The organism is Candidatus Defluviilinea gracilis (assembly GCF_057138825.1).
Map to the genome: position 1 here is coordinate 47,013 of NZ_DBNHEF010000079.1, position 20,394 is coordinate 67,406.

General features: G+C 55.4%; 17 protein-coding genes. 9 read left to right on the top strand and 8 right to left on the bottom strand.

The window, feature by feature from the left end; genetic code table 11:
• Positions 1 to 3 precede the first annotated feature (3 nt).
• Both AC16KF_RS15710 and AC16KF_RS15715 read right to left on the bottom strand, forming a co-directional pair.
• The gene (locus AC16KF_RS15710; protein ID WP_484038291.1) at positions 4 to 1,509 is read right to left on the bottom strand and encodes a cellulose synthase family protein; all 1,506 of its coding nucleotides are present in this window, start codon (positions 1,507 to 1,509) and stop codon (positions 4 to 6) included.
• Positions 1,506 to 2,900 (bottom strand): O-antigen ligase family protein, encoded by a 1,395-nt coding sequence (locus AC16KF_RS15715; RefSeq protein ID WP_484038292.1) that lies wholly within the window; start codon positions 2,898 to 2,900, stop codon positions 1,506 to 1,508. The genes AC16KF_RS15710 and AC16KF_RS15715 overlap by 4 nt, the downstream gene beginning before the upstream one ends.
• A gap of 74 nt (positions 2,901 to 2,974) precedes the next feature.
• On the opposite strand from AC16KF_RS15715, the gene AC16KF_RS15720 reads away from it, so the two are divergent.
• Together AC16KF_RS15720 and AC16KF_RS15725 are read left to right on the top strand one after the other, a co-directional pair.
• Positions 2,975 to 3,970, top strand: coding sequence for a glycosyltransferase family 4 protein (locus tag AC16KF_RS15720; RefSeq protein ID WP_484038293.1), 996 nt, complete (start codon positions 2,975 to 2,977; stop codon positions 3,968 to 3,970).
• A 20-nt stretch (positions 3,971 to 3,990) separates the two neighbouring features.
• A complete protein-coding gene (locus AC16KF_RS15725; protein ID WP_484038294.1) occupies positions 3,991 to 5,208 on the top strand; it encodes a glycosyltransferase in 1,218 nt (405 codons plus the stop codon).
• Between the two features lie 68 nt (positions 5,209 to 5,276).
• On the opposite strand, the gene AC16KF_RS15730 is transcribed toward AC16KF_RS15725, so the two are convergent.
• The 5 genes from AC16KF_RS15730 to AC16KF_RS15750 all read right to left on the bottom strand — a co-directional run bounded on the left by AC16KF_RS15730 (position 5,277) and on the right by AC16KF_RS15750 (position 13,412).
• Entirely contained in the window at positions 5,277 to 6,101 is an 825-nt protein-coding gene (locus tag AC16KF_RS15730; RefSeq protein ID WP_484038295.1) for an SDR family NAD(P)-dependent oxidoreductase, read from the bottom strand.
• A 223-nt stretch (positions 6,102 to 6,324) separates the two neighbouring features.
• Complete coding sequence (locus AC16KF_RS15735) at positions 6,325 to 7,707, bottom strand: NAD(P)/FAD-dependent oxidoreductase (protein WP_484038296.1); 1,383 nt, start codon at positions 7,705 to 7,707, stop codon at positions 6,325 to 6,327.
• 123 nt (positions 7,708 to 7,830) lie between these two features.
• On the bottom strand, positions 7,831 to 9,522 hold the full coding sequence (locus AC16KF_RS15740; RefSeq protein ID WP_484038297.1) for a hydantoinase B/oxoprolinase family protein: 1,692 nt from the start codon (positions 9,520 to 9,522) through the stop codon (positions 7,831 to 7,833).
• 57 nt (positions 9,523 to 9,579) lie between these two features.
• Positions 9,580 to 11,667, bottom strand: coding sequence for a hydantoinase/oxoprolinase family protein (locus AC16KF_RS15745; RefSeq protein WP_484038298.1), 2,088 nt, complete (start codon positions 11,665 to 11,667; stop codon positions 9,580 to 9,582).
• A 104-nt stretch (positions 11,668 to 11,771) separates the two neighbouring features.
• Positions 11,772 to 13,412 (bottom strand): thiamine pyrophosphate-binding protein, encoded by a 1,641-nt coding sequence (locus tag AC16KF_RS15750; protein ID WP_484038299.1) that lies wholly within the window; start codon positions 13,410 to 13,412, stop codon positions 11,772 to 11,774.
• 176 nt (positions 13,413 to 13,588) lie between these two features.
• Between AC16KF_RS15750 and AC16KF_RS15755 the strand changes: the two genes are divergently transcribed.
• The 4 genes from AC16KF_RS15755 to rnk all read left to right on the top strand — a co-directional run bounded on the left by AC16KF_RS15755 (position 13,589) and on the right by rnk (position 16,534).
• Positions 13,589 to 14,797: a CaiB/BaiF CoA transferase family protein gene (locus AC16KF_RS15755; RefSeq protein ID WP_484038300.1), complete on the top strand. Its 1,209-nt coding sequence runs from the start codon at positions 13,589 to 13,591 to the stop codon at positions 14,795 to 14,797.
• A 50-nt stretch (positions 14,798 to 14,847) separates the two neighbouring features.
• Positions 14,848 to 15,336 carry a hypothetical protein gene (locus tag AC16KF_RS15760; RefSeq protein WP_484038301.1) on the top strand — a complete coding sequence of 163 codons (489 nt, stop codon included), beginning with the start codon at positions 14,848 to 14,850 and terminating at the stop codon, positions 15,334 to 15,336.
• Between the two features lie 155 nt (positions 15,337 to 15,491).
• Positions 15,492 to 15,914 (top strand): DUF6194 family protein, encoded by a 423-nt coding sequence (locus AC16KF_RS15765; protein ID WP_484038302.1) that lies wholly within the window; start codon positions 15,492 to 15,494, stop codon positions 15,912 to 15,914.
• 203 nt (positions 15,915 to 16,117) lie between these two features.
• Entirely contained in the window at positions 16,118 to 16,534 is a 417-nt protein-coding gene (gene rnk, locus AC16KF_RS15770) for a nucleoside diphosphate kinase regulator (protein WP_484038303.1), read from the top strand.
• Positions 16,535 to 16,626: 92 nt separating this feature from the next.
• Here rnk and AC16KF_RS15775 read toward each other — a convergent pair whose 3' ends face one another.
• Positions 16,627 to 17,691 carry a class I fructose-bisphosphate aldolase gene (locus AC16KF_RS15775; protein WP_484038304.1) on the bottom strand — a complete coding sequence of 355 codons (1,065 nt, stop codon included), beginning with the start codon at positions 17,689 to 17,691 and terminating at the stop codon, positions 16,627 to 16,629.
• A gap of 198 nt (positions 17,692 to 17,889) precedes the next feature.
• Here AC16KF_RS15775 and AC16KF_RS15780 point away from each other — a divergent pair, with 198 nt between their 5' ends.
• The 3 genes from AC16KF_RS15780 to AC16KF_RS15790 all read left to right on the top strand — a co-directional run bounded on the left by AC16KF_RS15780 (position 17,890) and on the right by AC16KF_RS15790 (position 20,391).
• Positions 17,890 to 18,411, top strand: a complete 522-nt coding sequence (locus AC16KF_RS15780; RefSeq protein WP_484038305.1) for a hypothetical protein — start codon at positions 17,890 to 17,892, stop codon at positions 18,409 to 18,411.
• 107 nt (positions 18,412 to 18,518) lie between these two features.
• A complete protein-coding gene (locus tag AC16KF_RS15785) occupies positions 18,519 to 19,976 on the top strand; it encodes an FAD binding domain-containing protein (RefSeq protein ID WP_484038306.1) in 1,458 nt (485 codons plus the stop codon).
• Positions 19,969 to 20,391: a hypothetical protein gene (locus AC16KF_RS15790; RefSeq protein WP_484038307.1), complete on the top strand. Its 423-nt coding sequence runs from the start codon at positions 19,969 to 19,971 to the stop codon at positions 20,389 to 20,391. The genes AC16KF_RS15785 and AC16KF_RS15790 overlap by 8 nt, the downstream gene beginning before the upstream one ends.
• The last annotated feature ends 3 nt before the right edge of the window (positions 20,392 to 20,394 follow it).

Here is a 20,394-nt window from a genome sequence, read left to right on the forward strand (position 1 = left end):
TCGCTAGGGTGAATCAGTTAGAAGTCGCGGAGGGAAGCGTCTTTGAATCGCTTGAAGGATCGTCAGACCGGAGTTGAAGAAGAGTCCAGCCGCGAAGATCGCCGCGTACAACGCGATCAGCCAGTTGGAATTTTGCCACGCGAGCCAGACCGTGCCAAGATTAAACAGGGCGAGGAGGATTTCAAAAACGACAAGCCGATCTACGTTGACGTAGTAGCGACGAGATTCCCATTTTTGCGCGCGCGCGGTGATGCCGTATTTCGGCGTCCGCTCGAACGCGCCGCGGCGACCCGCCCACACTTGCAGTGCGGCTCGCAATGTGTTGAGCATCAGCCCCGCGCCGAGCGCGGCAAGCGTGACGATGTAAGGCAGAATTGCGAACCAACGTTTGTGAAGCGACTTTTGCGCGACCGCCACCAACGCGATCGGCGCGAGCGCGGTGAAGTTGAAAACGACGGCGATGCCGAACAAACTGATCAAGCCCGGATATCTTTCTGAAATCGCAACGACGAGCGGATATAAAAACACGCACATGAACAACAACAAATGAATCAAATAGCCCGTGAGATGCAGGCTCGCTTGAATCTTTCGCGCGAGGGTTGCATCCGATTTCCAAATGACGGGGATATAACGAATCGCGCAATCGAATCCGCCGTGCGCCCAACGATGTTGCTGGCGGCGAAACGCGGTGAAACTCACGGGCAATTCAGACGGCACTTCGACCTCGCCCGCATAGCGCGCGCGCCATCCGCGCAAGTACGCGCGATACGAAAGATCGAGGTCTTCGGTGAGAGTCTCGGCTTTCCATCCGCCCGAGTCAATGATCGCCGTTTTGCGCCACACGCCCGCCGTGCCGTTGAAGTTAAACCACAAACCGAGTTGCGAACGCGCAAGTTGCTCCACCGCAAAATGCGCGTCAAGCGAAAGCGATTGCAAAAAAGTCAACAGAGAATAACCGCCATTCAAATGTCCCCACCGCGCTTGCACGAACGCGATGTTATCTTCATCGAAGTATGGAAGAATCTTTTTGAGAAAATCAGGCTTGGGAACAAAGTCCGCGTCGAAGATGGCGATGAATTCTCCCTGCGCGGTTTGCAACCCGTCAGCCAACGCGCCTGCTTTGAATCCGACACGTTCTGTTCGATGCAGATGGTGGATGTTTATCCCTTGCGCTTTGATTCGATCCACGGTTCGCGCGACGAGTGAAACTGTCTCGTCTGTGGAATCATCCAACACCTGGATTTCGAATCGGCTGCGCGGATAGTCGAGCGCGGCGGCGGATTCGATCAACCGCTCGGCGACGTACAACTCGTTGTAGATCGGCAATTGAATCGTGACGAACGGCACTGACTCTGTGTTTAGCGGCAAAGGTTTGGAGGCGAGCGCGTCGCGTTTCTTCCACGCGTGATAAGAAAGATATAAAAAGTTCAAGCCGTAGATGAACAGGGTGGTGACGACGAGGAAGTAAATCACGGTGACGGGGATGAAGAGGGTATCGAGGGAGGTCATGATGATTTGATTTCACCCTCACCCCTAACCCCTCTCCCTAAGGGAGAGGGGGACTCTATGGATACCGCAATCAATCCCCAGGCGAGCCATTGCCAGATTCGGCCGGGGGTGGAAAACCATGTGTAGTAATCGAAGAAGCCGACGATGGTGACGGCGAGGAGTATTCCCATCGCGCCGATCACGTGCGGATTTTTGCGCGCCTCCACGTTCCGTGAAAATGCGACCCAGGGAAGAATCATCAACAGGAAGTAGAAGATCGCGCCGAACATGCCGGTCTCCAAGCCGACGGTCAGCAAGACAAAATGAGGCGGCTGGTAATTGAAGGTTTCGGGGAGTTGAGGAATTTCCTCTCGAAGCGCGAGCGGCGAAGCGGACACGCCGACTCCGGTCAACGGGTGTTGGGAAAAAATATGATTGGCGGATGCGATGAGGAATATCCGCTCTTGCACCGCGCCGCGCTCAGAGCGGACCGTCTCGAACGAACTCCCCGCATTGAAGCGCGCGCCGAAGTAACTGGAATTCCGCGCGATGAATGGAAGTAAAACAATTATCGTGCAAACGAAAAGCAACGCAAGAGATTTGATGAATCCCCATCCGCGCGCCCTCGCTTCAAACCAGACGATGAAGATTGATCCCGCCGCGAAAGCCAGCCACGCGGATCGGGAGAAAGTCATCAACAACGCGAGGCTTATCAAAACAAAAACAGAGCCGAGAAGTAGAGAATTTTTTCTGTTGCCACGAAGATAGACGGTCAACAGGACGAGGAGGCTGAAGGCGAGGCACCCGCCCAAAATGTTGGGATGATCGGAGAGTCCGTAGGCGCGGAGGATGCGGGTCGCCCCATCCGAAATGATGGACACGCCGGACCAGGTTGGATCGAGCAGATATTCGCCGAGAACTTGTAACCCGACCGAACGTTGCAGAATAGATTGAGGAATCGCAACCGCCGTTTGCAACATGCTTTGCAGTCCCACCGCGAAGGCGACGTTGAAAATCGAAATTTGTTCGTTGACAATGAAAAGATAAAAGAGAAATAACAGGCACAAACGGACAGAGTGATAAAGGGAGAGAGAGCCGTCCACGCTTGAGGCAGATGAAATCAGGGCAGAGGCGGTCAGCCCTGCGAGCGGAATCCACACGAGCGGCGGCCCGAATCGCAACGGCTTGGGATCGAATCGCTTTGCGAATCCCCAGGCGATCAACATAACAAGCAACGCGATATCGGGCAGAAAGAGGAGGAAGTCGGTGTAATCGCTGTAGATCGCATGACTCGGCCGCGACTGCAACATCATTCGCAAGCGAACGGGGGCAAGTATGAGCGTTACATAAAACGCGCTTCGCGCAAGGTTCTTTGTCCAATGTGACGCGGGGTATGGGGATGCGAGGACCATTTTCGGAAGGCTTATTATAATGATGAATTAGACGCCCATGTCTGAATATATCTTCCTCACACAAACGGACTATCATGCCGCGTGACATCGTGGTCAACGGACGGTTCCTCGCGCGGCGCGTGACGGGAAATGAACGATACGGGCGCGAGATCCTGCGTCGCTTTAAGAATGAACATCGAGTTGAGCAGACTCGCGCGCAAGGAATTTTGGGTCATGCGTGGGAACAGTTCATCCTGCCGACAAAGTTGAAGCGCGATTCGATTTTATGGTCGCCCGCAAATTCGGGACCGCTTGCGATTCAGAATCAAGCATTGACGATCCACGACCTGAGTCCGCTTGAACATTCCGAATGGTTTACGAGAGGTTATTCGGCTTGGTATCGTTTGTTTTTGCCGAGGCTCGCCAAACGAGTCCGCGTTATTTTCACGCCTTCGGAGTATGTAAAGCAAAAGGTAATAAGGCGGTTCGGGGTTGAGAATGTGATCGTCACGCCGAACGGAGTAGATACGTCTGTATTTCGACCCGAAACAAAACATGGTGTAATTGATTTCCCAAAAAAGTATGTTTTGTTCGTCGGTTCGCTTCAACCGCGCAAGAATCTTGAAGGGTTGATGAGGGCATGGCATCAAGTCAAAGATAAGTTTGCGGATACCTGGCTGGTCGTTGCAGGGGATTCGGGACACGTGTTTCGTTCGGTAAAATTCTTTGCGGATGAGCGAATCCGCTTTTTGAATTATGTTTCAGAGGAGGAATTGTCCGCTTTATACGTCAACGCGGAGTTGTTCGTACTCCCATCCTTTGACGAAGGTTTCGGCTTGCCCGCGCTCGAGGCGATGGCGTGCGGGACACCGGTCATTGTTTCGGATGGCGGCGCATTGCCAGAAACAGTCGGCGAGGCGGGACTCGTTTTCCATTTAGAGGAGCCTGATAACCTTGCACAGACAATGGAGAAATGTTTGAGCGACGAGAGTCTACGCAAGTCGCTTTTTGAAAATGGATTGGCGCGAGCGAAAGATTTCTCATGGCAGAATACAGCAGATTTGATCTGGAGAACCTTGAATGAACTCTAACCTCTGCTGGAAACTTGCTTGTGGCGACAAAGATTCTTCGCCGCCGCTTCGCGGCTCCTCAGAATGACATGATCCCGACTTTTTCTACACCGCGCATCGCCTTTGTTCTTGATACGCTCCCCTCCATCGGCGGCGGGGAGAAGGTGTTGTTTGCCGCGTTGGAGGCGTATCCACGCGCGGATATTTTCACGCTGATCTACAACCGAAAAGTGTTTGTCAATTCGCCGATTGCGAATCGCAAAGTAAATACTTCGTGGCTCGATTCGCTTCCGTTCGCACACACGCATCACCGTTACTTGCTTCCGCTCATGCCTTCCGCGATTGAGCAAATCAATTTGAGCGGCTATGACACCATTGTTTCATTTCACTACGCGGTGGCGAACGGAGCGCGGACTCCTCATGGAGCGCATCACGTTTCGTACACGCACACGCCCTTGCGCTACGCATGGACGAACATCAACATCAACGGAAAACACACGCGCCGCAATTTCCTCCTCGACCGATACATGCGATCCTTCCGCGCGTGGGATAGACGAGCCGCGTCGCGCGTCCATGCGATGGCGACGAATTCGCACACCGTCCGCGAGCGGATTCGGGAGGCGTATCAACTCGAAGCGAAGGTAATCCATCCGCCCGTCGAGGTGACGCGGTTTCGTCCCAGCCTGAAACGCGAAAATTATTTCATCACCGTCACGCGCCTCGTCCCGCACAAGCGAGTCGACTTGCTTGTGCGGGCGTTCAATCAATTGAATCTTCCGCTCGTCATCGTCGGCGATGGACCCGAACAGCCGCGTTTGAAAGCGATGGCAAATTCGAATATTCGATTGCTGGGATTTCAGTCGGATGAAAAAGTTGCCGAATTGCTGGGCAACGCGCGCGCCTTCGTCTGCGCGGCGGAGGAGGATTTCGGCATCGCCATCGTGGAGGCGCAGGCGGCGGGATGTCCCGTCATTGCATATGGCGCGGGCGGCGCGTTGGAAACGGTGGAGGAGGGAGTCACGGGTTTGTTTTTTGCGGAGCAGACCGAAGCGAGTTTGATCGAGACATTCCATCGGTTTGAAAAAATAAATCAAACGTTCGACGCGCGGGAAATAAAAAAACGCGCCGAGCGATTCAACAAGGCGCGTTTTTTGGATGAGTTTCGAGAATTCGTTTCGGGTGAACCAAAGAGAGTGTTTCTTAAAGGCGTGGAAAAAAACCTCAGCCACAGAGAACACCGAGTTCACAGAGATTTTTAAGGGGTTTTCTCAGAGTTCTCTGTGCGCTCTCCCGAAAGGCATCGGGACGATGTGTGGCAAAGAAAGAGTTAAGAAGCAGTTGCTAAGCGGCTTGTGATACCCGACACATCAATTTGCGCGTCCACCGCGGGCGACCTCAACTGCGCTTCCATGCCGCCATCCACCACCAAGCGTTGACCGGTGATGTACGCGGCGTCATCAGAGGCAAGAAACACGGCGGCAGAGGCGATGTCGGCTGGCGCTCCCGCTTTACCGAAGGGAATCGTCCGCGCGGCGGCTTCGGGACCGGTCGCGCCGCCGAGGGCGTTATCTACGGTGATGTTGCCCGGCACCACCACGTTGACGCGAATCTTCCACGGGGCGAGGTCCATTGCCATTGCGCGTGTGGCGGCTTCGATCCCGCCTTTCGTTGTGTCGTACGCCATGAGTTGACGATGCGCGCGCAACCCGCCGCCCGAACTCATGTTGATGATCGCGCCGCCCGCCGATTTTCCTTCGGGGTTTTGCTTCACGAAGATCCGTCCGGCGCGTTGACTGCACAGGAACATGCCGGTGAGATTGATCTCCAACGCGCGAGTCCATGCGGCTTGGGTCAACTCGAGAAAATTTTTGTTGGAATCGGGATGATGCACGAGCGCGGCGTTGTTGACGAGGATATCCAGCCTGCCGTATTGCACGATCACTTTCTTGAATAGATCGTCCACCTGTTCGGCGTTCGACACGTCGCATAACACGTATGACGCGTTGAGTTGACTCGCAAGCGCCTTCGATTTTTCTTCGTTGAGGTCGGCGATGACGACCTTCGCGCCTTCTTCTGAAAATCGCGCGCTGATCGCGGCTCCGATTCCCTGCGCCCCGCCGGTGATGACGGCAATTTTGTTTTGTAGTTTCATGGTGAATTCCTTTCAAAGATATGTCGTTGCAAGGGCGGTGAACTTTCGCCCGAAGCAATCTCCTCGCCGCCAAAGAGCAAGAGAGGCGCTCTCTTTAATTTGAAGTTGTTTTCCTACCAACGCTTCGACTTCGCTCTTTGCTAACTATCTCCGTCCTGAGCGGAGTGAGGAGCGCAAGTTGCGACGAACGAAGTCGAGGGACGCTCCGCTCAGCGCGGAGACTCTATATCTGTCCCGAAGCGCCCCATTGTTTCATTAATTCTTGATAACGCGGGTCGTCGTATCGGCTGAACAAAAACGCGGGGGCATAACTGGGCAACTCAACGCCAATGATGTGTTTCGCCAGCAAATCAGACGCGCCGCATGCGACTTGCATCCCGAACCCGCCGAAGCCGCCGATGATGTACGCGCCATCCATTGGCAACGGTCCGATCAGCGGACGATTCTCCGGCGTGCGGGCGTAGTAGCCTCCGTCGATGAACGGCTTGGGGAGTTGGTTGAAATATTTCGACAAGCCGGGGATCACCCGCGCCATGCCGCGCAACACCACCTCGGGCAATTGCGGGTCGAGCGGAATGGGATAGACCGGCTCTTCCAACGCTTCATCGTGATACGCCCACTGCAACAAGACCGTGTTCCCATCGCCTTCGGGTCGGCTGTGCACGCCCGCTGGAAAATCCTTCGTCAACCAGCGCGTCTCTTCATCTTCTGCAAGCGCGGCGCGTTCCTCGTCTGACCACATCAACGTGACCGGGTCGTTCCAGATGAACAAGCCCATATCGCGCGGCACAACACGATACGAATCGTTGAACATCATCTTGAGGTGCGGCTCGCACAGGATGGGCAAGTCCACGCCGATCATTTTGCCAACCGATCTTTGCAACGGTCCCGCCGCGATGACAAAATTCCGAGTGGAGATAACCTGCTCGCCATCATTTGCCGCCACCTTCACGGACTTAATTCGATTGCCCTCCACATCCACACTTTCCACTTTCCCTTTGACGAGTTTGACGCCCCGCTCCAACGCTTTTTCCAACATGTACATGCCGAACTGTTGCGCCGCGAACCATCCGCACCTCCGCGCGTGGACGAGCGCCAACGCATTTTCAGTCACATACGGGAATTGCTTGCGGATCAACGACCGGTCGAGAAACAAGTCGGCTCCTGTGGGGGCATCGAACAAGCCATGCTCGCTCACTGGGATATATTTCGGATCATCGCTGGAGTTGCGATACACACGCAGATCGCCCGCGCCGAGACTGGTGATCTCCTCCGCGTTGGCGATCATTGCCTCGACGCCGCTTGGGTCGCCAGTGGCGTATAAATATCCACGCCTGTGCATCGCCAAGCGACTCGGCGCTTCGCGGTGCAACCCTTCCATAATGTCGATACTGCGGTTCATCAGCCGCACCATGTCGTCACCGGGACCGGGCCACCAGTTGCGATACGACTCTGATGATTTGTCGCTGGTGAGAGTCAGCGGCGGCAGCGGATCAACGATGACGATGTTTTTCGCGTCATGTTTCACCGCGAGTTGATAAGCCGCTGAAATTCCAGCGATCCCCGCTCCGCAGATGACGATGTCGGCTGTGTTGCTATTTGTCATAAATTTTTGCTCCGTTACAAAAACATCCGCGCGCGATACGCCCTCACCCTAACCCTCTCCCGTGGGGAGAGGGGACTCGACTCCCTTCTCCCTTTGGGAGAAGGGCTGGGGATGAGGGGGAGATCACATCCTCTTTCTTCTTTCCTCTTTCGTCCCCTCCTCATCCACCTTCCCCTCCACGATCACCACGCCATATTTTTCTCGCGCGGCATCGAGAGAGACATATCCCTGCTTCACATCCTCCAGCACGGAGGCGGGATCGCGCTCGAGGGGCGAATAAAAGCCGCCACCGCCGGGCAGACGTAACGTCACGGTTTGACCCGGCTGGAGGGTGTAGCGACTCTTCGGATGCGGGCGATAGCCGTCCGAACGAATCACTTCGCCCGGTGTGCCATCCAGCCCGCCATGGAAACCTCGCGCGGAAAACTTCGTGCGATCATACATGCACGAATGAGTCGCGGGTTTGCCGGTCAACACTTCGAGGATCATTTCCTGCCCCAAGCCGCCGCGAAATTTTCCCGCGCCGCCGGTGTCGGCGAGCAGTTCGCGTTTATGCATGCGAATCGGCGCGACCGACTCGATCACCTCGGCAGGCACGCCGGTGATGCCGCTGGGAAAGGCGGTGGCAGACAACCCGTCGCGATACGGACGCGCGCCCATGCCGCCCGCCGAAAAATAAATGTAGGCGAACACGTCGTGCGAATCTTTTAACTCGCCCTCGAACATCGTGTTCCATAAACCTGCTGAACCATCGGCAATCACATGAATTGGAATCGGATTCGAAAGCGCGTGCAGGATCGGCTGTGAGACGAAATGCCCAATGAGATGACGCGCGCTCACGGGCGCGGGTCGGCGGCAATTGAGGATCGAACCTTCGGGCGCGATGACTCGAATCGGACGAAACGCGCCTTCGTTGTTCGGAATATCGGGCGCGACCGCGCACATCAACGTGTAGGTGGAATAGGCGTGCGTGTAATTCATCACCACATTGATGCCGCGCCGAATCTGCGGCGACGTGCCGTCGAAATCCACGACGATATCGCGGTCGTTGACTGTGACCTTGCAGTGAATCGTCACGGGATCGTCGAAGCCGTCAATCGTCACCGCGCTTTGGTAGATGCCGTTCGGAATTTTTTCGATCGCGTCGCGCAATCCTTTTTCGGTGCGATCCAGAATCAACTCTGAAAGTTCGGCAAGCGATTCGAGTTTGTATTCGTCCATCATCTCGATCAACTTGCGGCTCCCCACCATGTTGCCCGCTTGCTGGGCATAAATATCTCCGATCACTTCATCTGGCACGCGCACGTTGGCGCGGATGATGTCGAACAGATCTTTGTTGGGCTCGCCCGCTTTGAACAACTTCATCAACGGGATGAACAAACCCTCTTCGAATAATTCCGTCGCGTCACCGCCCATCGTCAAGCCGCCGATGTCCATGGCGTGACACGTGCTGGCAAACCAGCCGATGCCTTTGCCTTTGTAAAACACAGGCGAGACAATCGTCTGGTCGAACAAATGTCCCGACGCCGCCCACGGATCATTCGTGATGATCGTGTCGCCAGGCTGAAGTGTTTCAATTGGAAATTGCTTCACCACGTGATCGCGCACGCAATTCGCCATCGTGTTGATGTGCCCAGGCGTGCCCGTCACCGCTTGCGCGAGCATGCGTCCTTGCGCGTCGAACACGCCCGCCGAAAGATCGCCCGCTTCGCGCACCAACGTGGTGAACGACGAATGGATCAACGCCGCCGCCTGTTCGTTGACGATGGAAAGCAATCGCTTCCATAACACTTCGAGCAAAATTGAATCAATCATGTTTGCACCTGTAACGCGAGATTTATCTCGCGCATCACTGGCGACATAAATGTCGCGTTACCGAGTCAACACCAAACAACCATTCACATCCACGCGCGCGGACCAATTCGGCAAAACAATTGTGGTGGACTCTGCTTCTTCGATGATCGCGGGACCGTTCGCTTTGAACGAAGATGAAAGCGACTCGCGCCGATAGACGGGAGTCAATGCCGCGCCATTATCGGGATTGAAAACCACGTTCCGACTCCCATACGGCTGGTTCGCCCTCTGCGACTCTTCTCCCACTTTCAGCGCCCGCCCTTCGATCTCCAACGCGGGACCCGACACCACCACGCGCCAATTCACCGCCTGGATCGGAACACCCTCGCACAACACGCCATAGAAACGCATGTACTCTTCTTCAAAACGTTTTTCGAGCATGGACAACGTTTGCGCGTTGATCTCATTCCCCTCGAACTCCACGCGGATCTCATACCCCTGCCGCAGATAACGCATGTCCACACTGCGAGTCACGTGAATATCTTCCGCCGCGACTCCCGCGTTCATCACGATTCCCCGCCCCTCGGATTCGAGGTCGCGCAAAATCTTCATCAACAGATTCGCGTCCACCTGATCGATGCGCGTGAGATAACTGCGCGTGAAATCGAACGAGATCGGCGCAAGCAAAAATCCGAACGCTGAACCGACTCCCGCAATGGGAGGGACGATCACTGTGCGGACGTTCAACCGCTCCGCCACCCCGCTCGCATGGACAGGACCCGCGCCGCCCGTCGTCACCATCGCGTACTTTTGAATGTCCAAGCCCCGCTCCGCCGCATGGACGCGCGCCGCCGCCGCCATGTTTTCATTCACGAGTTGATGAATCCCCCACGCGGCTTTTGTGATTGAAATATCCAGTTCCTTTGCCAAACTTTCGAAGGCTTTCTCGGCGGCTGAGGCGTCGAGTCGAATCGAACCGTTCGCAAAATAATCCGCGTTGAGGTAGCCGATGAGCAAGTCGGCATCCGTCACGGTGGGATTCAAACCTCCGCGGGCGTAGCAGGCTGGACCGGGAGTCGAACCGGCGCTTTCAGGTCCAACCGCAGGCAAGCCGAGATTGTTCACATGCGCCACACTCCCTCCGCCCGCGCCGATCTCGATCATCTCGATCATCGGCACAAGCAGGGGAAGTCCACTGCCACGTTTGAAGCGATGCACGTGCGCCACCTCAGAAACCGACGTGATGCTCAATTCGGATTTATGCGTGAGGATGGCTTTCGCGGTTGTGCCGCCCATGTCGAAGGCGAAGATGTCGTTGAAGCCGTTTTGTTTGCCCCAATACACGCCCGCCAACGCGCCGCCCGAGGGACCCGACTCGACAAGGCGGATCGGAAAGCGCGTGGCGGTTTCGATGTCGGTTGTGCCGCCGCTGGAGAGCATCACATTGAGCGGAGCGTTTAACCCCGCCTGCGCCAAACCCGATTGAATACGTTCGAGATAATTCGACGTGATGGGTTGCACGTACGCATTCGCCACCGTTGTTGATGTCCGTTGATATTCGCGCATGGCAGGCGAGACTTGATGCGAGATGGAGATCGAAGCGTTCGGCATTTCATCGCGCACAATTTCGTACACGTCGAGTTCGTGGCGCGGATTGGTGAACGCGTGAAGCAGACAAATTGCCACCGACTCGATTCCCTCCGCATTCAACTGTTTGCACAACTCAGCCACCGCGTTCGCGTCGAGCGGATGCAACACCTCCCCGTTTGCCGCCATCCGTTCATGGATGCCGAAGCGCAGACGACGTTCCACCAGCGGCGGTGGTTTGACCAGACCCAGATCGTAAATGTCGTAGCGACCTTCGTTGCCAATCTCGAGCGCGTCGCGGAATCCTTCGGTGGCGATCAACGCCGTGTGCGCGCCTTTCCTTTCGATGAGCGTGTTGGTGACGAGTGTCGTTCCATGAATGACTTGTCGAACAGAGGCAGGGTCAATGTTGTGATCTTTCAACAACTGAGTCACTCCGCTCAACACCGCCTGCGATGGGTCGGGATACGTGGTGAGCACTTTGCCGACAGCGATGTGATTCGATTCGGTATCGAATAAAACAATGTCGGTGAATGTGCCGCCAATGTCAACGGCGAGGAGGTGGGAGGGGTTGGGCATGGAATTCCTTTTGCATGTCACCCTGAGCGACAGCGAAGGGTCTCCGAGATGATCGTGGAGATTCTTCGCCGCAAAGAGCAAGAGCGCGGCTCAGAATGACAGTTCTATTTTCTATACCCTTTCGGGTCTATCATCATTTCCAACAGCGCGGGTTTGCGCGAGGCGACGGCGGTTTGTATGGCAACATCACATTCATCTCTATTCGTCACGCGCGCGTATGCAAAATTGTATCCGCGCGCGATGAATTCGTAATTCGGGTTGACGAACTCGGTGCCGAAGACTTGCAGATCGCGTTTCGTTTGCGCGAAGCGGATCAGGTCGAGCGCGGAGTCGTTCATCACGACCACGATCAACGGCAGGTCGAGTTCCACAGCCAGCGCGAGTTCGCCCAACACCATCGCCAAGCCCGCGTCGCCGGTGATGCACACCGTTGGCTCACGCGTCACGCGCGCGGCGGCAATTGCGGCGGCGACTCCGAATCCCATCACGGAGAGTCCGTTCGAGACGAAAAATGTATTCGGTCGCAACGCCTTCCAATTCAGCGACGTGAAAATTTTATGCGAGCCCACGTCGGTGGTGACGATCACTTCGGGCGGAGTGTGATGGCGGATGGAGGACAACACGTCAGCGGGGAAAATTCTATTCGGAGCAGGATGCCTCCCTGAGCGGAGCGAGCGATCGTCGAGCGAAGTCGAAGGGTCAGCCTGCGGATGATGCGCTTCTCTCCACGTGGACATCTGCTTCTCACCCCACGCATCATCCACGCGGACGGTGGAGTCGAGCAAGGCATCCAGCAATGCGTTGAGATCGCCAACCAGCTCACACGCCGTATCGATGCACGGATCGTCGTTCTCCCAATTGGAAACCCAGATCGTCGGCTGTGGTTGCTTCCACGGTTTGACGAGTTCAACCACATCAAAACCAATCGCGATGATGCAATCGGATGCGTCGAGAATTTCATACGCGGGATCGTTCATCGTGAGACCCAACGTGCCGGCAAACAAAGGATGATCTGCAGGCAACGCGCCTTTGCTTTTCGGCAGGTCGATCACCGGCGCATGAAGTTTTTCGGCAAGCGCGCGGAGTTGCGGATACGGTTGATCAGGCTCCAAGCCCAAGCCCGCCACGATGACCGGGCGGCGACATGAAGAAAGAATTTCTTTGGCTTTGGCAATTTTGTTTTCATCCACCGAGTTGACCGATGATGACGGCGTTGGGAGCGAGATCGAATCAACTTGTTGATTCGCTAATGCCGCAGGGATGCTCAAATGCGCGGGACCCGGCCTGCCTGAGCGCAACAGTTCGAGCGCGCGCGTGAGGGCAGCATCCGCGTTTTCGGGCGTGAGCGACGATGTGAATTTTGTTACGGGGCGGAAGACGGCTTGCAAGTCCAGCGCTTGATGCGTGTGCAAACCAGCGAGCTTCGGGTCGGATTGCGCGGTGAGTAAAAGGACAGGCGCGCGATCGAGAAAAGCGTGCGCGATGCCGGCGTAGACGTTCGTCGCGCCGGGACCCAGCGTGGTGAGCGCGACTCCGATCCCGCCGGTGAGCCGCGCATGCGTATCTGCCATGAACACCGCGCTGGATTCGTTCCGCGCGAGCACAAAGTCCATGCCGCGTTTGCGCAGGGCATCCAACACCTCCACGTTTTCACCGCCGGGCAGACCGAAGACCACATCCACTTTTGCTTCGGATAATTTCTGGGCGATGAGTTCGGAGAGGGTCAGCATGGTGGGATTATACATGCCAGATATGTCGTTGCGAAGATTCCGCGCTGAGCGGAGCGTCCTTCGACTGCGTTCGTCGCAAAGAACGCTCCTCACTCCGCTCAGGACGGAAATATTTCCGACAAGAAGCGCAGTCGAAGCGTGTGTGATAAAGTAAAATTGTTCGAATAACAAATAGAAGAAAGTGAAATTCCATGCACCCTCTTCAAAACATTCGCATTCTCGATATCACCCGCGCGCTGGCGGGACCGTATTGCACGATGATGCTCGGCGACCTGGGAGCAGACGTCATCAAGATCGAACGTCCCGGCATGGGCGATGAAACGCGTGGGTGGGGACCTCCGTTCGTTGGCGAGCCATACGGGAATTATCCCGGCGAGTCGGCGTACTTCCTCGCGGCGAACCGAAACAAACGGAGCGTGACCGTCAACATCCAATCGAAGGATGGGCAGGAGATCGTCCGCAAACTGGCGGGCATGTCGGATGCGTTGGTGGAAAATTATCGCACGGGCGATCTCGATAAACTCGGCTTGGGCTATACCGATCTGCACAGCGTGAATCCGAAATTGATCTACTGCTCGGTGAGTGGCTACGGCCGCACGGGTCCGTACGCAGACCGCCCGGGGTACGACGCGGTCATCCAGGGCGAGGGCGGCATGATGAGCATCACCGGTCCCGTAGACGGACCTCCCTCGCGCGTCGGCATCCCGATCACCGACATCACGTCGGGCATGTTCGCCGCGGCAGCCATCCTTGCCGCGTTGCGCGCGCGCGATCTCACGGGCGAAGGTCAACACGTGGATATTTCGCTGTTCGATTCGCATCTCGCATTGCTCACCAACGTCGCGTCCAATTATTTGGTCGGAGGCAATCCGCCGCGCCGCCTCGGTAACGCGCATCCGAATCTTGTCCCGTACGATTCGTTTCGCGCCCGCGATGGCTGGTTCATTTTGGGCGTCGCCAACGAAAAGCAATGGGGTTTGTTGTGCGACGCACTCGTCCGCGCCGACTTGAAAGCCGACGAGCGATTCGCGTCGAACGGCAAGCGCGTGACGAACCGCGCCGCGCTCGTGGATGAACTCAACAACACGTTCGCGCAAAAAAATGTGGACGACTGGCTCACGGACTTGGTGAAAGCGGGACTCCCCTGCGGACGCATCAACTCGATCCCCGAAGTCTTCGCGCATCCGCAGACTCAAGCCCGCGACATGATTCTGGAAACCGAACACGCCTCTGCCGGGACGGTGAAACTGCCCGGCTTCCCGTATAAATTTTCCGCCACCCCGGCAGAAATCCAAAAGCCGCCGCCGACGCTGGGTCAACACACGGAGGAGGTGTTGACGGGGTTGTTGGGTTATTCGCGCGAGGTTGTGGAGGAGGTGAGGGATAAAGGGGCGATATAATACGAGAGTCTTATGGAAAGTTTCTAAGCAATACATGGTTAGGTCGCAATATGGAAGTAATCACACAACACTCACTAAACCGCGCCACAGACGAAGCCGTGCGACTTTGGGCACTTGCCAGCGCGCAGTACCCAACGCAACATCAGCTAATTCTTAACGTGGTAGCAGCATCAGTCATTGAGACAGCGAGTAGCTTTGCCTTAAACGCGCGTCGAGCCATGGAAATACTGCCCAGAAAAGACAAGTTTCCTCTCGTTCAGCCTCGTTGGAACTGGGAACCTTCGGTACGTGGCGAAATGGTGCGAGATCTCTGGGATGCCTTAAATCGAATTATCCACGCAAAAAAGCTTCAGGTCGGTTTTGAGAAGCTTCCGTCGAAATTATCAGTAATTGAAGACGGAGCCATGGTAGTCCCATATATTCAGGTTGCTACTGATCGAAAGGAACTCGCGTTTATTGATTCGTTCGCGTTGGCTCACGCTTATCTTTACGGCGCCTATTCAAATCTCGTGGCGGCGGCGAAACACAACGATAGTTAGTGTACATTAAAAGACATAGCAGACATCTGAGGTATGGGAGACCGCTCAATTTATAAGCGCTTTTCTGACTTCGAGTTTCCTCTGCTCTCAAAAAGAATGCATACCCACTCTAACACCAGTAACTCTCACCGTTAAAGTAGCAGAGAGATTTCCTCATGACTGAATCCTCAATCACAAACTACATCACCCAAACCTTCCCCAACGTCGAAACAACCACAAACCTCGGCTACACCTTCTTTTTCTATCGCGAGGAGCGTATCCACGCGTTTGCAACCATCGCGTCCACAGGCAATGAGTATGAGCAGGTATCAAAACTCGACCGCCCGGGCGTTTATCGTTTGAACATCGGCGTGAGCCGCGAGACATTCAAGTATATGTTTGGAGCGGACAAGGTCAACGTCAGCGACTACGACTTCACCGTGTTAGATACCCTCCTGCCCCATCCCGATTATTCCGCGCAGTTTTTCATCTGCGTCCTTTCGCCGAGCGATGAAACGTTTGAGAAAGTCCGCCCGTTGCTTGCGGAAGCGTATGAGATCGCGGTTCGGAAATTCAACAGAAGGAGCAAACAAGTTTAGGCTATCTTGCGAAACCTGGCTACTCAGAAACAGGCAATCGCATCCCATGCGCAGGGTATGGCGAAGCAAGCGTGTAAAGAGCACCTTTTCCGTGGAGAACACGGGGAGCCTTCGAAAAAATCTCAGAAAAGTAACAATAAAGATGAATATGTGCTACCATTGGAGTGTTCCCGCACCAAATCACACAGGAGTAAAAAAGAATCATGAGCGGTAAAGCGATACAGATCACCCAATTCGACCTTGAGCGTTTGCAAAAGTTACTTGTAGACGCGCAAGCCACCGACTACCGCAAAAGCGAATATCTGGAAAAACTTCAAGCGGAGATTCATCGCGCGCAGGTGGTCGAGCCAAAAGACATTCCAAGCGACGTGGTCACCATGAATTCCACCGTCAGCATCGTAGACCTCGACACGAAGGAAGAGGAAGTGTACACGCTGGTCTTCCCGGAGGACGCCAACGTTCGAGAAGGAAAGGTTTCTATTTTGGCGCCCATCGGAACCGCCATGCTCGGGTACGAAGTCGGCGACACCTTTGAATGGGACGTCCCTGCAGGCAAGCGTAGACTGCAAATCAAGAAAATACTGTATCAGCCCGAGGCTTCGGGGGATTTTGATCGGTAGAGTTAATGCCCTCAATAAAAGCGACATGAATGTCGCGTTACGGAGTCTCGATAAAAAACATCCCGAAGCATTTCGCTTCGGGATGTTTCGTGTTACGCCACTGTCACGCTCTTATCCAAATACACATCTTGAATCGTATTCAGCAACTTCACGCCCTCCGCCATTGGGCGTTGGAACGCTTTGCGCCCGGAGATGAGACCCATGCCGCCCGCGCGTTTGTTGATGACGGCTGTTGCCGCGGCTTCGGCAAAATCGTTCTCGCCCGACGCGCCGCCGCTGTTAATGAGTCCGATGCGGCCCATGTAGCAGTTCGCCACCTGATAGCGGCACAGGTCAATGGGATGGTCGCTGATCAAGTCGGTGTACATGCGCTTGTCGAATTTGCCGAACGAGACGCCGTCTTTGTTCAGCGCGAGATAGCCGCCGTTGTTCTCGGCAAGTTTCTGCTTGATGATGTCCGCTTCGATCGTGACGCCAAGATGGTTCGCCTGACCCGTGAGATCGGACGACACGTGGTAGTCTTTGTCCGATTTGAAAGCTTTATTGCGGAGGTAACACCACAACACGGTCGCCATGCCGAGTTCGTGCGCGAGGGCGAAGGCTTGCGCGATCTCGATGATCTCGCGGTGCGAATCGTCCGAGCCGAAGTAGATCGTCGCGCCGATTGCCGCCGCTCCCATCTCGTGCGCCTGCTTGACCGTGCCGAATAGGATCTGCTCGAAGCTATTCGGGTAGGTCAACAATTCGTTGTGATTGATCTTCACGATGAACGGGATTTTGTGAGCGTATTTGCGCGCGACAATTCCCAGCACGCCGAACGTCGAAGCGACGGCGTTGCATCCGCCTTCAACCGCAAGTTTGACGATATTCTCCGGGTCGAAGTAATCGGGGTTCTTGGCGAAACTCGCGCCGCCGGAATGTTCGATGCCTTGGTCTACGGGCAGGATGGACACGTAGCCCGTCCCGGCGAGTCGGCCCGAGTTGTGAATCCAGTTCAAATTGCGTAAGACGCGGTTGTTCCGATCCGAATGACCGAAGACGCGGTCTACCGAGTCGCCGCCCGGCAAGTGAAGTCTATCTTTTGAAATTTTCGGGGAGTTGAAGTTGAGAAGCGATTCGGCTTTATCGCCCAGCAAGGATTGAATATCGGTTGGCATGGTAATTCTCCAGTTTGATTTATTGAGCGACGTGGCGTTTTCTTAGCCACAGAGTTCTCTGAGTTTTAATTCTCAAAATCTCTGCGCGCTCTATGGCTACGGTACCTAACCAGTCGCTCTGGAATTTAGTTTTCTTGATTATAATGGGTTTGCGCGACTTACCACACTCTGACTCGTATATCTTTTTTGGAGGCTCACATGGATGATTTTTTTCAAAAAGTAACCAGCATGCAAGACCCGTTCAAGAAATTGGTGTCGTTCATCCCCGGTTTCGGCGGCTACATCGAGCGGCAGAACCGCCGCGACGCGGACAAACTCCTGCGCGACACAGTGGCGCGGCGCTTTGAGGAACAACACAAACGCGCTTCGCAACTGCAAACCGAACTCGTCAGCGCGGGCAAGATCGAATTCGTGGACGACATGGAGAAGGCGGCGATCAAACTCCAAACGTTCATTGACAAGATCAGCCGCGCCCCGCGCGGATATTCCGGTCTGTTCGATGCGGTGAAGATCAACGAGAAGGAACTCGAAGCGATCTACCAATTCGACGCGGCATTCTTCGACCTCGCCGAACAAGTGGGACGCGCGAACGATAACGTGGAGCAATCGCTCGGCGACGATGCCGCGCTCCCCGCCGCCATCCGCAACCTCGCCACCATAGCGCGTCAAGCCGTGGAACTTTACGAAAAACGCGACGAAGTTGTGACGGGATCGAAATAACACCCCTCCGTCATTGCGAGACGCCGAAGGCGGCGAAGCAATCTCCGTCATTGTGTTGGAGATTGCTTCGTCGGGCGAAGCCCTCCTCGCAATGACGAGATAATAACATGTGGCATACCTACATCAACGCAACAACCATTGAGGACGTATTACAGACGATCCATGCCAAGGGGGAACACAGCCGCATCATCGCCGGGGGAACCGATTTAATTCTCGAACTCGAGCGCGGCGTCCGCAAGGGGATCGAAACCATCATAGACGTGACGCGCATCCCCGGCCTCGACAAGATCACCATGGACGAAGACGGCGTCATCCATCTCGGTCCGCTCGTTACACACAACCATTGCGTCGAATCGAAATTGATCCGCGAACGCGCCTATCCGCTCGCGCGCGCGGCGTGGGAAGTGGGCGCGCCGCAGATCCGCAATCGCGGCACGATCGCGGGCAACCTCATCACCGCCTCGCCCGCCAACGACACCATCACGCCGCTCATGGCGCTCGGCGCGTCGGTCACATTGCGATCGGTGAACGGAACGCGCACGATAGCGCTCAAAAACTTTTACACCGGCGTCCGCAAGACCGTGATGCAAGCGGATGAAATGCTCGTGGACATTTCTTTCCTCGCGATGAAGACGACCCAGCGCGGCACGTTCATCAAACTCGCGTTACGCCGCGCGCAAGCCATCTCTCTCGTGGACGCGGCGATTCTTCTCGACCTTGATTCTGATTCAGTTTCCTCAGCCTCCATCACGCTTGGAGCCGTCGCCCCGACGATCATCCACGCGCCCGAAGCGGAAAAATATCTCGCTGGCAAAAAACTGACAGACGATGTCATCGCCGAAGCCGCGCGATTGACAATGGACGCCTCCAAACCGATTGACGACATTCGCGGAAGCGCGTCATATCGCCGCGAGATGGTCCGCGTGTGTACAATGCGCGGACTGAAGTCAATCCGCGATGGGCAGGAACAAGCCGGGATGCCGTCTGATGCGGTTTTGTTGTGGGGCAAACAATCTACGGAACGCGGACTTTCAGTCCGCCCTGAGCCACATGCAGAAATTGAAACAACGATCAATGGCAAAAAATATTCGCTGAAGACCGGTCACGAAAAAACATTACTGCGTTTCCTGCGCGAAGACATCGGCTTGACCGGCACAAAAGAGGGATGCGCCGAGGGCGAATGCGGCGCGTGTACAATTTTCCTCAACGGCAAAGCAGTGATGGCATGTCTCGTCCCTGCCCCGCGCGCGCATGAGGCAGAGATCACAACCATCGAAGGTCTCGCGCTGAGCGGAGGTCTGAGCGAGCGAAGCGAGACGAAGACCGCAGTCGAAGCGCTGCACCCCGTTCAAGAAGCGTTCATTAAGCATGGCGCGGTACAATGCGGATATTGCACGCCGGGCTTCGTCATGTCGGCGGCGATGTTGATGGAAGAAAAAGAGAACCCAACCAAGAACGAGATCGAACAGGCAATTACCGGTAACCTGTGCCGATGCACAGGCTATTACAAGATCGTTCAAGCCATTGAAGATGCCAAGTCAATGACGGAGGTGAAGCATGGGTAAATATACAACCCAGGTAAAACAAAAAGAGACCGCGCGCGTGCGCGGCGTGCACCCGATCATGAAAGGGTTGGGGTGTTTCATCATGATCATCGTGCCCGTCATTTCCTACGGTGTGGCAATGCTTCTGGTCAATTATGGAATCGGAAAAGGGTGGCCCCTTCCCACCGAATGGCTGGGAACACCGCAGTTCCATCCCTGGCTGTGGAAGTCGAGCGGGTTGGCTTACATCCTTGGATTCTTGCAGACCCAAACCAACCTCTACGCCAACATTGTTATTGCGCTGGGAGTTTGGGTGGTGATCGGCGGATTCATGGCGATCTTCTTCGGCTACTTATACCGTTTTCTCGGGCCCTCCGAGTACGGTCCCATGGATGTGCCTCCGATCCGCGCGAAAGTGAAACGCTACAAAAGGTAATTG